18 protein-coding genes are annotated in these 13,553 nt (G+C 71.5%); 6 read left to right on the top strand and 12 right to left on the bottom strand.

The features are described 5' to 3' along the window. Positions 1–80: 80 nt before the first annotated feature. On the bottom strand, positions 81–320 hold the full coding sequence (locus IE096_RS18845; RefSeq protein ID WP_189453220.1) for a hypothetical protein: 240 nt from the start codon (positions 318–320) through the stop codon (positions 81–83). A 2-nt stretch (positions 321–322) separates the two neighbouring features. Further along, complete coding sequence (locus tag IE096_RS18840; RefSeq protein WP_189453218.1) at positions 323–508, bottom strand: hypothetical protein; 186 nt, start codon at positions 506–508, stop codon at positions 323–325. Between the two features lie 145 nt (positions 509–653). Here IE096_RS18840 and IE096_RS18835 point away from each other — a divergent pair, with 145 nt between their 5' ends. Next, positions 654–899, top strand: a complete 246-nt coding sequence (locus IE096_RS18835) for a GntR family transcriptional regulator (protein WP_308430358.1) — start codon at positions 654–656, stop codon at positions 897–899. Positions 900–910: 11 nt separating this feature from the next. On the opposite strand, the gene IE096_RS18830 is transcribed toward IE096_RS18835, so the two are convergent. The 3 genes from IE096_RS18830 to IE096_RS18820 are packed head-to-tail and all read right to left on the bottom strand — an operon-like array spanning position 911 to position 2,488. Further along, on the bottom strand, positions 911–1,762 hold the full coding sequence (locus IE096_RS18830; RefSeq protein ID WP_189453215.1) for a helix-turn-helix domain-containing protein: 852 nt from the start codon (positions 1,760–1,762) through the stop codon (positions 911–913). A gap of 5 nt (positions 1,763–1,767) precedes the next feature. Continuing rightward, on the bottom strand, positions 1,768–2,220 hold the full coding sequence (locus tag IE096_RS18825; RefSeq protein ID WP_229820395.1) for a DUF6879 family protein: 453 nt from the start codon (positions 2,218–2,220) through the stop codon (positions 1,768–1,770). A 43-nt stretch (positions 2,221–2,263) separates the two neighbouring features. Then, positions 2,264–2,488, bottom strand: coding sequence for a hypothetical protein (locus tag IE096_RS18820; protein ID WP_189453211.1), 225 nt, complete (start codon positions 2,486–2,488; stop codon positions 2,264–2,266). Positions 2,489–2,762: 274 nt separating this feature from the next. Here IE096_RS18820 and IE096_RS18815 point away from each other — a divergent pair, with 274 nt between their 5' ends. The 4 genes from IE096_RS18815 to IE096_RS18800 are packed head-to-tail and all read left to right on the top strand — an operon-like array spanning position 2,763 to position 5,167. After that, the gene (locus IE096_RS18815; protein WP_308430357.1) at positions 2,763–3,338 is read left to right on the top strand and encodes a hypothetical protein; all 576 of its coding nucleotides are present in this window, start codon (positions 2,763–2,765) and stop codon (positions 3,336–3,338) included. Positions 3,339–3,390: 52 nt separating this feature from the next. Then, positions 3,391–3,615: a hypothetical protein gene (locus tag IE096_RS18810; RefSeq protein WP_189453209.1), complete on the top strand. Its 225-nt coding sequence runs from the start codon at positions 3,391–3,393 to the stop codon at positions 3,613–3,615. Further along, on the top strand, positions 3,612–4,193 hold the full coding sequence (locus IE096_RS18805; protein WP_189453207.1) for an RNA polymerase sigma factor: 582 nt from the start codon (positions 3,612–3,614) through the stop codon (positions 4,191–4,193). The genes IE096_RS18810 and IE096_RS18805 overlap by 4 nt, the downstream gene beginning before the upstream one ends. Continuing rightward, positions 4,190–5,167, top strand: a complete 978-nt coding sequence (locus IE096_RS18800; RefSeq protein WP_189453206.1) for a hypothetical protein — start codon at positions 4,190–4,192, stop codon at positions 5,165–5,167. The genes IE096_RS18805 and IE096_RS18800 overlap by 4 nt, the downstream gene beginning before the upstream one ends. Here IE096_RS18800 and IE096_RS18795 read toward each other — a convergent pair. Together IE096_RS18795 and IE096_RS18790 are read right to left on the bottom strand one after the other, a co-directional pair. Beyond that, positions 5,164–6,024, bottom strand: coding sequence for an alpha/beta fold hydrolase (locus IE096_RS18795; protein ID WP_189453204.1), 861 nt, complete (start codon positions 6,022–6,024; stop codon positions 5,164–5,166). The two genes, IE096_RS18800 and IE096_RS18795, sit on opposite strands and share 4 nt — an antisense overlap. Continuing rightward, positions 6,024–6,608, bottom strand: coding sequence for a TetR/AcrR family transcriptional regulator (locus tag IE096_RS18790; protein ID WP_189453202.1), 585 nt, complete (start codon positions 6,606–6,608; stop codon positions 6,024–6,026). The genes IE096_RS18795 and IE096_RS18790 overlap by 1 nt, the downstream gene beginning before the upstream one ends. Before the next feature lie 292 nt (positions 6,609–6,900). Here IE096_RS18790 and IE096_RS18785 point away from each other — a divergent pair, with 292 nt between their 5' ends. Beyond that, on the top strand, positions 6,901–8,334 hold the full coding sequence (locus IE096_RS18785; protein ID WP_189453200.1) for an alpha/beta hydrolase: 1,434 nt from the start codon (positions 6,901–6,903) through the stop codon (positions 8,332–8,334). 145 nt (positions 8,335–8,479) lie between these two features. On the opposite strand, the gene IE096_RS18780 is transcribed toward IE096_RS18785, so the two are convergent. From IE096_RS18780 to IE096_RS18760, 5 genes are all read right to left on the bottom strand, one after another. Then, on the bottom strand, positions 8,480–8,872 hold the full coding sequence (locus IE096_RS18780; RefSeq protein ID WP_189453198.1) for a hypothetical protein: 393 nt from the start codon (positions 8,870–8,872) through the stop codon (positions 8,480–8,482). Positions 8,873–9,007: 135 nt separating this feature from the next. Then, positions 9,008–9,682 carry a TetR/AcrR family transcriptional regulator gene (locus IE096_RS18775; RefSeq protein WP_189453197.1) on the bottom strand — a complete coding sequence of 225 codons (675 nt, stop codon included), beginning with the start codon at positions 9,680–9,682 and terminating at the stop codon, positions 9,008–9,010. Then, positions 9,670–10,440: an enoyl-CoA hydratase family protein gene (locus IE096_RS18770; RefSeq protein ID WP_189453195.1), complete on the bottom strand. Its 771-nt coding sequence runs from the start codon at positions 10,438–10,440 to the stop codon at positions 9,670–9,672. The genes IE096_RS18775 and IE096_RS18770 overlap by 13 nt, the downstream gene beginning before the upstream one ends. Positions 10,441–10,451: 11 nt before the next feature. Then, positions 10,452–11,612, bottom strand: a complete 1,161-nt coding sequence (locus IE096_RS18765; RefSeq protein WP_189453193.1) for an acyl-CoA dehydrogenase family protein — start codon at positions 11,610–11,612, stop codon at positions 10,452–10,454. Beyond that, positions 11,609–13,528 carry an ATP-binding protein gene (locus IE096_RS18760; protein WP_189453191.1) on the bottom strand — a complete coding sequence of 640 codons (1,920 nt, stop codon included), beginning with the start codon at positions 13,526–13,528 and terminating at the stop codon, positions 11,609–11,611. Before IE096_RS18760 ends, IE096_RS18765 begins: the two co-directional genes overlap by 4 nt. Between the last annotated feature and the right edge of the window lie 25 nt (positions 13,529–13,553).

Below are 13,553 nucleotides of genomic sequence, written 5' to 3'. Positions count from 1 at the left end.
CAGCGTGACGCGCCGCTCCATTGGACCCAGTCGTGCTCGCAGTCGCGGTTCCGGGCGCGGCTCGACACTCTCATGGCGTTCTATGTTCCCTTCGTCTGCGGCGCGGACGCCGGTACGACGACTGGCGCCCAGGCCCGCTCCGCGGCCTCGAACTGCTCTCTCTCCGCCGGCTCCGGCACCCGGAGGTTGCTGGCGTAGGCCCGCCAGCTGACCCCATTGGGATGCTGCATCCGGACGAGCCCCTTGGCGGACTCGATCACCATGCCGACGGCGTTGCTGAAAGTGTCCACTGCGACGATGCCGAGTGCGACGTCCGGCACGCTCACTTCCCCCACCGCCCCTGCGAATTCACCACGGCGTGTTCGTCGTCGGCGTAGCGGATGCCGCTGGTGTGGGGGAGGGAGAGGACGGGAGGCGGGGTGGGCGTGGCGGGTTCGGGTTCGGGCGCCGTGCGAACGGCGCCGCGAGCCCTGTGCCGGCGGAGCAGGCGGGAGATAAGGTCGCGCATGTCATCAGCTCCTTGGGCTGGTGGCCATGCCCCCGGGCCGTTGGTGCGGTCGCGGGGGTCTTCCATCGCGTGACGCTACTCCTACCCGATCCCACATGTCCATACCCGACCAAGGCCGTCCGTGGCTATGTTCGGATACACGGTCATGCGTACAGTCACGCAGGTGATGGAGTTCGACCCCACTCGTCCCAAGTGGACGCAGATCGCCGACGTGATCCGACAGCGCATCGCCAGCGGCGAGTACCCAGTAAATCGGCTGATCTCGGAGACCCAGCTGGAGCAGGAGTTCGGCGTGGCACGCGGCACGGTCCGCAAGGTCAAGACGGCCCTTCAGGAGGAGGGCCTGATCGTCACCACGCGCGGCATGGGCTCGTTCGTCGCGAAGCGGTAGGGACGACCGACTCACCCGAGGGCGTCGATGGCCGCCGCGATCAGGGATCGCGCGTCGGCCCCGTACCGCGCGACAGCGGAGAGCTCGTTGAACGTGACGGCGTAGTCGTGAATTTCGCGGGGTTGCGTGACGGTGAGGTGGGCGGACACCAACTCGACGTTGACCTGCCGGTCGTCGTACAGGGTGAACGACTCCGTCGGCCAGCCGAAGCCGCGTGGACGGCCCATGGGGATGACGCCCAGGCTGACGGACGGCAGCGAGGCGACCGTCAGTAGCTGCCGGAGCTGCTCGGCCATGACGCTCGTGTCGCCGATCACCGTGCGCAGCACCCACTCCTCCACGAGAACGGCGAAGCGGCGGTGGCCCGACCGCAGGATGCGTTGCCTGTCCATGCGTACGGCTACCGCCTGGGCGACGTCGTCAGGGGTCTGCCGCAGGTTCACGACCGTGTTCAGTACTGCCGTGGTGTAGGCGGCGGTTTGGAACAGGCCGGGGACCACCCACGACTGGTAGATCCGGAAGCGCTGGGTGCGTTCGAAGAGCGGTAGGGCGTTCTCCTGCGCGCGCTTCAGCCCCGCCCGCTCGATGCGCCTCCACTCCACGTACATGCCGTCGATGTTGCGCGCGGTGGCGATCAGATCGGCGGTCTGGTCCTGCGCGCCGCAGTGCAGCGTCCAGGACCTGATGTCGCTGTCGGACGGGGCGGTGCGGCCGTTCTCGATGCGGGAGCACTTCGACGCGTGCCAGCCCGCCAGCGCGGCCAGCGCCCGCGCGGTCATACCGGAGTCCTTCCGGATCTCGCGCAGGCGCCGGCCGAGGGCTTGTCGTGCCTGCTGAACGCTCGATGACGAGGACGAATGCATGAGGATCAGACCGGTCGGAACTCCTCATGGGGCACGGCCCGTGCCCACACGGCTTCGAAGGCCGAGGAGCAGAGCTTCGCCGTCTCCGGCTCCGCGATGAATTCGTCACCTGTGAAGCGGCCGTCGCCGTCGAAGTGGTTGATCACTACCATGGAGTCGTCCACCAGCCAGAAGTCGTTCCCCGGCAGGGCGAGGTCGGTGGCGCGTCGGCGCGGCAGCCAGCGGACCTGTTCGCCCGCCGCGATGTTGGTGAACGTCACGTCGTGCTCGAACTGCACGTAGTCGGAGACCGGCACACTGACGACGCGCGCTCGGCGCACCCGCACGCCACGGGCCGTGATCTGTTCGATGAGCGTCAGCCAGGGACGCCACCAGGCGTCCCGGTCGGCCGGGTCGTCCCTGTGGCCCTTCTGCCACGCCAGGAACATCGGGTCGTCCCTCATGTAGCCGTCGCGCATCTCCAGGTGGACGGCGGACCGTTCGCACCGGCGCAGGAGGTCCTCAAGCGTCGGGTCCGCCACCGTTCACCTCCGGGAAGAACCGCAACATCCGGCGGGGGAACTCGATCACGGTTTCGTGGTCGGGGATGTCCATCTGGGTGAGCCGCTCGGCGTCGAGGACGCGCCACCCCTGAAGGACGTAGTTGTCCGTCTGATCGTCGTAGTAGACGGTGGGCGACTTGCCGTCCGGGCTCTCGGGGTCCTGGCCGAGCTTGTGCAGAGCCATCATTCGCCTCCTGCGTCGCTGAGTGGTGCGAGCGTGAACGAGCATGCTCGGTCGGCCCTTTGCGTTCCAGCGACTTGCACGAACTTCTACGCGCGCGGCCTTGGACGTGGCCCTCTGCAATTGTCTGCAACCTCGTGGCTTCCGGGCACCCGCGGTTCATAGCGTCCTGGTGTGCCCAATCCATCGCTCCCGGAGGCAACACCCACCCGGACGGGGAATCGTGCGTGACGCTGGCGTGGATCGGCGGGCGCCCGCGCAGAACGGGGATCGTCCCATGCACTTTCACGGCTACCTATGGCTCGGCGACAAAGCGGTGTTCGACAAGGAGAGCACCCGACGCCCGCCGTCGCACGTGGAGCCGACCGCCGGCAGTCCCCCCGACGTGGTGGACAGGTACAAGGAGGCCGTGGCCGAGTGGCGGGTCACCGATGTGCCTCCGCTGCAGACCAAGCACTGGCTGGTGAAGCCCGGGAGACTGATCCAGGGAACCTGGGCGGATCCGTGCGAGGCCACCCGGTGGCTGGGGGAGCGGCTGGCCGAGCACGCGCCGCGATTCGCCTCGCGGGCCGATCGTGACAGCGCCCGCCTCGCGGGAACGGTCGCGTACGTGGCGGAAACGCTCGGCTGGGGCGGGGACGTCTCGCTCGGGTACTACCTGGGACGTCCCTCCTTCCTCAGCCTGGCCGTGGTCATGTGCTCCCCGAACCGCGCGGCCCCTGATCTGGCGTGCCCGCGAGGACCGGGTTCCCGAGGAGCGGCGTCGGGTCCTGTTCGGCCCTGCCTACCGGCCGCTGGCCCGAATCCGGCCGCGGAGTTCACGATCAAGGCCCGTTCGGGCTCCTACTGGTGACGGGCCTCCGCTTGGGGCCGCGTCGTCGCCACCGGAAGGGAGGGGCTCAATCATGGACGCTGCCACAGCGGTAACCACCATCGTCCCATTGGTTGTTGCGGAGGTATGCGCTGTCACGGGACTGTGGTTGCGTCTGCGCTGGCGCAGGCATCTGATCCGTGCGGCTGAGGTGGTGGCCGCCGGTGGTCGGGTGGAGGTCGATGAGCAGGGTGGCGACGGGCTCCGGCTGCGTGTGACGATCACCCGCACGCCGTCGCAGGGGAGGGGAGGGGCTTGACGGAGCAGGCTCCGTCGGACGGAACGGAGGGCCCGGCGGTTGTACCCGATGCGCGGAGCGGCTCGCTGGAGGCGAGCCGGCGGGCGCGGCGCGAAGCGGACGAGGCGTTCTCCGCCTTCTATCGCGCCACGATCCGCCCCCTCGTGGGCTTCCTGATCAATCAGGGCGCCTCGCTGGCCGTCGCGGCGGACATCGCGCAGGACACGATGACGAAGGCGTACCAGCGCTGGTCCGAGCTCCGCGACCCGCGTGCCTGGGCGCACACGGTCGCCTCGCGGGCGTTGATCCGTACGTTCGCCTCCGTCGATGAGGACCTGGTCGGCGCGGTCCCCGAACCCACGTCGCTGCTGGCCCGGCCCGACGCCATCGCGGAGTGGGAGGCCCGGTACGACGCCCGCCCGATGCTGGCGAGCCTGCCGCCCCGGCAGCGACAGGCCCTGGCCTGGACGCTGGCCGGCTACACCCCGGGCGACATCGCCGAGCTCCTTGGACTGCCGGTCGATACCGTGCGCGGCAACCTCGCGAAGGCGCGACGGGCCGCCGCGGCCTACCTCGCGACGAAGGAGGGGCAGCGGTGACCACACATGAGCCGAATCCCGAGGTCGTCGACCAGTGGCTCGACCGGCACCAGCGCGAGCTGGCCGACGGGCTCGACGGCGCGCTCGATGTCGAAGCGGGCCTGCGGGAGGTGCTGCTGCAGTCCCGGCACGACGCGGCCGTGGACGCCCTTGGGTCCGTCCTCGACGTGGAGGGCGGGCTGGCGGCGATCCTGCCCGCCGGCAGGTCGGATCGCGAAACTTTGACCACGCCGTCGCCGGGGCGAATCGACCCGGTGACGCGGTTGGCGCTGCGCGCCGTTCCCCGTGTCGTGGCCGCCTACGAGGTCTTCAACGACACCTATTACCGCACCCATAAGCTCGACGCCGACCTTATGCGCATCTGCGTCGAGATCACCCAGCCTGCTGAGCTGCCGCGCTGGGACGCCCTCGTGATAGTCGTCGACAAAGCCCTTGACCTCACGCGCGTCCTCACTGACGACCTCAGCCCCGGCTTCGACCGCTCAGACGACCGCCCCAGTGAGTTCAACATGCCTCGCATACGCGCTTTCGGCCTCTCCATGGGTCTCGTCGCCGATCTTCTCCGTGCACTCGGCTACGTCCGTCGCCTGGCTGATATCGGCCGCGTCGATATGTTCGTGGCCCACGAACTCGCCGATGCTCTCCGTCGCAGCCGTGCCCTGGTCCCTGCCCTCGTCGAGCTCCGGGCCGGCGAACTGAGGTATGTCATTGGTGTTGCACTCAACACGGAGCCGCCCCTGCTCGACAGCACCGCCGTCCGCGCCTTCCTCGACGACTTCACCACCTCCGACCTGCGCTCAGCCGACCTGTCAGGTGTGGACCTGACCGGCGTGCGCTGGTCGGAGGCCGGGACGCGGTGGCCCCCGATGGTAGACATCGACGACCTCAAAAGCCGTTCCGAAGCGGAGGGCGACGGCATCTGGGTCGTCCGCTCCGGTACCGCCACCGTGCGTGACCTCGCCGAGCTGGCCTAGGCCGCCGCCGTGACGCCCAGCAGCGTCAGCATCCGCTCCGCGAATTCCCTCGGTCGCTCGACCGCGCCCAGGTGCCCGCCCGGGAACTCCTCCAGCGGGCGGCCGGTCAGTACTGCCAGGCGGGCGATCGGGCCGTACAGCGGCAGCAGGTCGCGTGACTCGTGCCCCGCCGACGGGACGAGCTTCGTGGCAGCGTTCCGCAGCGCCTCGACGTCCGGGACGGTCGAGGAGAACGGGACCAGCATGTGCTCCAGGAAGACCGGCTGGTTGGCGTGCATCCGGGACGCCATCTCCTGGATCTCGGGCGGGAGTTCCATCGCGTCCCGTTCCGCCGGGCCTTCCGCCGGGCGCTCTCCCGTCATGCCCTCGGCGAAACGTGCCATCGCCGCCCCCACTCCCTCCGCCCGGAAGGTCTCGCGTACGTCCGCGAACAGCGCCTTGTGCGGGGCGGGGTCGTCCAGGAGCTCCAGCAGCGGCGGTTCGTGTGCGATCAGGCGGTGCGCCCGGTCCGGGTGGCGGGCCAGCAGGTCGAGGGCGACGATGGCGCCCGCGCTGCAGCCCAGCACCGACGCCGGCTCGTCCGGCGACAGGTGGTCGATCAGCAGGCGTGCGTCCTCGCTCCACTCCGCGACCCGCTGGTCGCCGAGCGGGACGTGGAGGCGGCTGCGCGACAGGGCGCGCGGGTCGAAGGACGCGACGGTGTACCCGGCGTCGGCCAGGACGCCGGCCATGCCCGCGTACATTCCGGCGTCCCCCGCGCCGCCGGGTATCAGCAGGAGCAGCGGGCCGCTGCCTCGTACCTCGTAGTGCAGGGTGGCGCCGGGTACGTCGAGCTTTCCGGTTACGGGCTTGTGCATCAGTTGTCCCCCTCGTTGTCGGTAGGCCAGTTCTCCAGGACCATGTGGAGGGCGTCGAGCGCACGCTCCCACGACGACCCCACCGGGCGGGAGTGGCCGAAGGCGCCGCTCAGCTCCAGGTGGATGTAGCCGTGGAACGTGCTGCGCAGCAGCCGTCCCGCGTCCGTCAGATCCGGCTCGGTGAGGCCGTAGGCGCGCAGCATGCCGTACGTCAGCTCGATGTTCCGGCGGAATCCGGCGGAGTCCCCGATCTCCTCCGGCGTGAACTGCCGCTGCGTCGCCGCGTAGCGGCCCGGGTGCTCCAGCGCGTAGTCGCGGTACGCGTCCGCGAAGGCGACCAGGGCGTCCTTCCCGGCGCGGCCCGCCACCGCGACCGCGATCCGGTCGGCCACCTCCTCGGCGCTGAGCAGGGCGACCCGTACGACCAGCTCCCGCAGGTTCTTGACGTGCGAGTACAGGCTCGCGTCCTTGACGCCGAACTGCCGGGCGAGCGCCGAGACGGTGACCTTCTCCAAGCCCTGCTCGTCCGCCATTACCGCCGCCGCGGCCGTCAGCTTGGCGGCGGTGATTCCTGCGCGCACCACTCGGGCGCCTCCTCTTTCCTAGGGCTCCTAGGGAAGAGGCTAGTGGATCTAGGGTCTGGTGTGCCAGTCCATTCGGCCGCTCCCGTGTGGCGGGCCCCCCGACCCCGGCGAAGGATGCGGCGTACAGGCGCACAGACGTACAGGACTTGACCCGGCCCGGACGGGAGGCGCGGTGGACGGCAGTCGGAAGGACGACGGCAGTCGGAAGAGTGGCGGGTGGTCGCCGGGCCGGTGGTGGCGGGGCAGGCCGCTCTGGCACCGGTGGTGGATCGCCGTCGGGACCTGTCTGGCCGTGGGTGCCTTCGGCGTGGGCGGGCTGCTGGCCGTCGACGCCATCCGGATCGAGCAGGCGCCCTGCGACGACAAGCCGACCGACATCACCACCAGCGACTACACGCTGGACTTCACCGTGCCGAACGGCATGATGCCCGACCCGCAGTTCAACGGGCAGAAGGCGCAGTTGAGCGTCCACCGCGTGGCGCCCGAGTACGCGCACGGGCGGTGCGCGCAGACACCCGCCCGGGCCGCCGTGCTGATCCACGGCCGCTCGGTGCCCGGACGGCCGGTCTTCGACCTGAAGGGCAAGGACCAGAACAACAACAAGCTCAGCGTGCAGGAGGGACTCGCCCGGGCGGGCGTCGACACGTTCGTGCCGGACCTGCTCGGCTACGGCCAGTCCACGCGCTTCGCGCACGGCCTGGACGACCCCCACAACGCGAGCCGCCCCGCCTTCAACGCCGACAACACCACCTGCGCCTTCCCGACGGGGTGCGACCGCACCCACAACGCCCAGATCTTCCCGCTCGACCAGCAGCGCACCAAGCTCGGTACCAACCCCCTCGCCGGCAAGATGTTCGCCCACTCCAGCGACGTGCGCTTCGCGACCATCGACACGTGGGTGCGTGACATCCGCCAGGTCATCGACGACGCCATCGCGAAGGCCCAGCCGACGAACGGCAAGGTGACCCTCGTCGGTTACTCGCTCGGGGGACCCCGCGTCGGACGGACCCTCTACGCGGCCAATCCCAATCCGCTCCTCCCCGACAGCGCGACCTGGATCGGAAAGGTCGACCGGGCCGTCTTCATGGCATCGCTCTTCGGCCTGCCGACGGAGGAGGTGACACCGGCGGGAGGGTTCGTCTCCTTCCCCCTGACGGTCGCCGACCGCGCGGCGATGACGTCCATGCCGCTCGCGAACGGCCCCGGCACGAACGAGCAGAGCTGCTCCGGCCGCGTCGCGCCGGGCAGTCAGGACGAGGTCTGGAAGGAACTCATGAAGGGCGACGGCGCCGGGAAGGACTGGGGCGGCGACGATCCCCACCACCCCGCCGGCCTCAACCGCTCGCCCACCTTCTCCACCTACGGCTGGAACACGGCGGTCGCGGGCCAGGTGACGGTCCCGACCCTGATCCTCCACGGCTTCGGCGACGGCACCGCGCCGGTGGCGAACTCCACGGCCATCTACAACGCGCTCCCGGCCGCGACGACGAACAAGGTGGTCGTCCAGGTCACGTGCGCGAGCCACGTGTTCATGTGGGAGGGCTGCTCGGGCGACCGCTGCAACCCGCCGAGCCCGGCGACGGCCTACGGCCAGCAGCCCGGTACGCCGTGGGCGGGGCCGCACGGCACGGTCACCGCGGCGCTCAGCGAGTGGATCACCAACGGCACCTTCAACGGGGCGTCGAGCGGGAAGTTCACCGTGGACGGGAGCGGGGTCGTCCACTAGGGCTGGGGCCAGGGCCAGGGCTGGCGCCAGGGCGGGGACATGATGCCGGGGCCGCGTCCACGACGCGGCCCCGGCTGTCAGACGCGGCGGCTCCGTTCCCCTCCGGTTCTCAGGCACGGAGGGGATTCGAGGCGCTGCTGTCGCCTCACGGGCGCACCAGCACGATCGAGTTGATCGGCGTCAGGTTGAGGTAGAGGCCGTTCTGCGGGGCGATGTCCGTGCAGGATCCGCCGCCGTTGTAGCCGGTGCAGGCGCGCGCGTAGGCGCCGCCGTACTGGTTGTTGAGGACCCAGTGGTTGCCGTACTGGTTGCTCAGGTTGTGGGGCCCGTAGCTCTCGAACACGAGCGACGGGCTGACGGCCGGGTTCTGGTCCTGCGGGTACACGCAGACCGCGCCCCACGGACAGTTGGCCCACGGCCCGTCCGCGGGCTTGGCCTCCGCCGTGCCCGCCGCCATCAGGGCCGTCGTGGCGGTCGCGGCCGCCACGGCCGCCGCCCGGCGGAACAGCTTGCGCTTGCCGGTCTCACGAAGTGCCATGCGAGATTCCCCCTTGTGCATCCTGAATCCCTGGTTCACGCCCGCCGCTCCTGCGACGGGCACGGAAACGAGTCTCCACAGGGGGCGGGGGGCGCGCCCCCGCATTCGGTCGTGGTCGAAACGCGCTGGTGGGCTTCAGCCGCGCCCGCGTGGGCGGAGGACGTCGTCGAGGAGGGCGGCCCAGTGGGCCACCACGCGTTCGCGGCGGGCGCTGTCGTCCGTGAGGAGGTTGGCCAGGCCGAGGCCGCGCGCCATGTCGAGGAAGCCCTGGACGGTCTCCCGTACTCCCGGGACGCTCTCGTCCGCGCCCAGCAGTTCCACGGCCATCCGGTGCACCTCCCGTCCCACCCGCACCTCCAGGTCCACCACCCGGCTCCGGAGCGGCTCCTCGTTCGCCGCCGCCACCCACAGCTGGAGGGCGGCGCGGAAGAGCGGGCCGGTGCAGAGGTCCGCGATGCCCTCGACCACGGCGTACGTACGGGCCGGGCCCACGACCGGGCGGGTGGCGGACAGCAGCCCCCGCAGCGCCGCCGACCGCTCCTCCGCCACGTGCTCCACCGCCGCCGTGAACAGGTCCTCGCGGGTGGGGAAGTGGTGCTGGGCCGCCCCTCGCGACACCCCCGCGCGCTCGGCGACGACCGCGACCGTCGAGCCCGCCCAGCCGTGCTCGGCCAGGCACGCGACGGCGGCCTCCAGGAGGCGGCGGCGGGTGGCCCGGCTGCGGTCCTGCTTGGGGAGGTTGGGGGTGGCGGGGGTATTGGGGGTGCTGGGGATGGTGGGCTCCTGCGTGCGGTCCGTCAACGTGCCCATGCGGGATCCCGCTTCTCCAGGAACGCCGCCATGCCCTCCCGCGCCTCCGCCGAGGCGAACAGCCGCGCCGACCGCTCCGCCAGCTCGGCCGCGTCTCGGTCGAAGGCCCGTAGGACCTCCGCCGTGACCAGGCGTTTCGACTCCGCCAGGCCCTGGGGGGAGGCCCGGCGGAGGCCGTCGAGGATCGATTCCAGGGTCTTGTCAGTGGCATCGGTGGCATCGGTCGGGGCGGACGTCACCGCCGTGATCAGGCCGATCCGCGCCGCCTCCGCCGCGCCGAAGCGCTCGCCCGTCAGGTAGTAGCGGCTCGCCGCCCTCGGGTCCAGGCGGGGCAGCAACGGCAGGGAGATGACCGCGGGTGCCAGCCCGATCCTCGACTCCGTGAACGCGAACGTCGAGGTTTCGTCCGCCAACGCGATGTCGCACGCCCCCACCAGCCCCAGGCCCCCCGCCCGTACATGCCCGCGTACCACCGTCACCACCGGCTTGGGCAGTTCCACGACCGTACGCAGCAGGCCGACGAGCGCCTCCGGGCCCGTCGGGGCCGGTTCGGTGAGGTCGGCGCCCGAGCAGAACGTGCCGCCCGTGTGGGTGAGCACCACCGCCCGGGTGCGCGCGTCGTCCGCCGCCCGCGCCAGCCCCTCCCGTAACTCGGTCACCAGGCGGGTGGAGAGGGCGTTGCGGTTGTGCGGGGAGTCGAGGGTCAGGGTGGTGACGCCCCGCTCGTACGCGTCGTGGACCGAGCTATGGACCGGCATGAGGGCTCCTTTCAGTAGGACTTGGGCAGACCCAGCGTCCGGTGCGACACATAGTTCAGGATCATCTCCCGGCTCACCGGCGCCACACGTGCCACCCGCGCCGCCGTGATCAGCGAGGCCAGCCCGAACTCCGAGCTGAGACCGTTGCCGCCGAGGGTGTGCACCGCCTGGTCGACGGCCCGGACCGCCGCCTCGGCGGCCGCGTACTTCGCCATGTTGGCCGCCTCGCCCGCGCCCTCGTCGTCCCCGGCGTCGTAGAGGTGCGCCGCCTTGTACATCATCAGCCGGGCCAGCTCGATCTCGATGTGCGAGCGCGCGAGCGGGTGGGCCACGGCCTGGTGGGCGCCGATCGGTTCGTCCCACACCCGGCGGTCGCGGGCGTACTCGACGGCCCGCGTGATCGCGTACCGGCCCATCCCGATCGCGAACGCCGCCGTCATGACGCGCTCCGGGTTGAGCCCGGCGAAGAGCTGGAGCAGGCCCGCGTCCTCGTCGCCGACGAGCGCGTCCGCCGGCAGCCGGACCTCGTCGAGGACGAGCTCGAACTGCTTCTCCGGTGAGGCGATGTCCATGGGGATCGGGCGGCGGGTGAAGCCGGGCGCGTCACGGTCGACGATGAACAGGCACGGCTTGAGCCGGCCCGTCCGCGCGTCCTCCGTCCGCCCGACGATCAGCGTCGCGTCGGCGACGTCCACGCCGGAGATGAACACCTTCCGGCCGGTGAGCAGCCAGTCGCCGCCGTCGCGGCGGGCTGTGGTGGTCAGCCGGTGGGAGTTGGAGCCGGCGTCCGGCTCGGTGATCCCGAAGGCCATCCTCGTGGTGCCGGCCGCGAGGCCCGGCAGCCACGCGCGCTTCTGCGCGTCCGTGCCGAAGCGGGCGATCACCGTGCCGCAGATGGCGGGGGAGACGACCAGCAGGAGCAGCGGACAGCCCGCTGCGCCCAGTTCCTCCAGCACGACGGTGAGTTCGGTGATGCCGCCGCCCCCGCCGCCGTACTCCTCCGGGAGGTTCACGCCGAGGTAGCCGAGCTTGCCGGCCTCCGCCCACAGCTCGTCGGTGTGTTTGCCGTCGCGTACGGACGCGGCGAAGTACGCGCGGCCGTAGCGGGCGCCGAGGGCGGCCACGGCGGTGCGGAGGGCGCGCTGTTCGGGAGTTTCGATGAGCGTGCTCATGATGTCTCCTCCGTCTCCGTGCCGACCGGCTTCCTGCCGGCCGTCTCCGTGCCGGCCGTCTCCGTCACCACGGCGAGCGTCTCGCCCGTCTCCACCTGGCGGCCCTGCGTCACGTGGAGCGCGGTGAGCGTGCCGTCGACGGGAGCGGTCACGCGGTGCTCCATCTTCATCGCCTCCAGCCACAACAGCGGTTGCCCCGCTTTCACGGGCTCGCCGATCGCGATTCCGTCCGCCACGCGCACGACCGTGCCGGGCATGGGCGCGAGCAGCGACCCGGGTTCGGCCGCCGCGCGGGCGGCGGGGTCGGGGAGGCGGGGGAGGGCGGTGAGGGCGTACGAGTCCACGTGCACCCGGCCGTCGGCGTACGCGGTGACCTCGAAGGCGCGGGTGACGCCGTCCGTCTCCAGGGCGACGCGGCCGGGGGCCGCCGACACGACGCGCACGCCCGGGAAGCCCTCGGGGACGAGGCCGCCGCGGGTGCGGTGATAGCGGATCTCGTACTCCACGCCGTCGGGTTCCGAGCGGTAGCGCTTGGCCTGCGGCTGGGAGGGGACGTTCCGCCAGGCGCCGGGCCGATGGGCGCCGGCCAGGGCCGCCGCGAGGGCGGCCAGCCGCGCGTCGCGGGGGCGGGTGAGCGCGGTGAGGTGGCGTTCGAGGAAGCCGGTGTCCGGCGCGCCCGCCCGGAACTCCGGGTGCCGGAGGGCGCGTACGAGCAGGTCGCGGTTGGTGTGCGGGCCGTGGACGGCGGCGTGTTCGAGGGCGTGGGCGAGCTTGCGGATCGCCTCCGGCCTTGTCGGCGCCCATGCGATGACCTTCGCCAGGAGGGGGTCGTACTGCGAGGGGACGGTGTCACCCTCGGCGTACCCGGCGTCCAGGCGGACCCCCGTCGTCCGCAAACGCCGGACGGGCCGGTCCAGGCTCCCCTCCGCAGCCAGCCGGGCCTCCACCGCGTGGCCGTACGGTTTTGGCAAGGGCCCCAGCCGCTCCCCCTCCGCCACCCTGATCTGCAGTGCCACCAGGTCCACCCCGTACACCGCCTCCGTCACGGGATGCTCGACCTGGAGCCGCGTGTTCATCTCCAGGAAGTACGGACCGCGCCCGTCCCCCGGCAGTAGGAACTCGACCGTCCCCGCACCCACGTACCCGATCGCCCGTGCCGCCGCCTCGGCGGCCGAGGCCAGGGCGGCGCGCACCGCGTCCGGCAGGTCCGGGGCCGGGGCCTCCTCGACGACCTTCTGGTGGCGGCGCTGGAGCGAGCAGTCGCGCGTGCCCAGCGTCCAGACGGTGCCGTGGGTGTCGGCGAGGACCTGCACCTCCACATGGCGCGCGCCCTCCACATACGGTTCGACGAAGACCTCGCCGTCGCCGAAGGCGGCCGCCGCCTCCGCCCGCGCCGACACCAACTCCTCCTCCAGCACGGCGAGATCCCGCACCACCCGCATCCCGCGTCCGCCGCCGCCCGCCGCCGCCTTGATCAGCACGGGGAGGTCGGAGGCGGTCAGTCCCGCAGGGTCCAGCGGGGCGAGGAGCGGCACCCCGGCCGCCGCCGTGACCCGCTTGGCGCGGGTCTTGGAGGCCATGGCCTCGATGGCCTCCGCCGGAGGGCCGATCCACACCAGCCCCGCGTCCGTGACGGCCCGCGCGAAGCCCGCGTTCTCGGAGAGGAATCCGTACCCCGGGTGCACGGCGTCCGCGCCGGCCGTCAGCGCGGCCCGTACGACGAGATCGCCCCGGAGGTACGTCTCCGCCGCCGTGGTGCCCGGCAGACGGACGGCCGTGTCGGCCGAGCGCACGTGGAGGGCGCCGGCGTCCGGGTCCGCGTGGACGGCGACCGTGGCGATGCCCGCCTCCCGGCACGTGCGGAAGACCCGGCAGGCGATCTCGCCGCGGTTGGCCACCAGGATTGACTCGATCACTCGGACCTCACAGCCGTCATATCAG

Origin of the sequence: Streptomyces abikoensis (assembly GCF_014648775.1) — a bacterium.
In the GTDB taxonomy this organism is placed as follows: domain Bacteria; phylum Actinomycetota; class Actinomycetes; order Streptomycetales; family Streptomycetaceae; genus Streptomyces; species Streptomyces abikoensis.
This window is presented reverse-complemented; position numbering and strand designations above follow the sequence as displayed.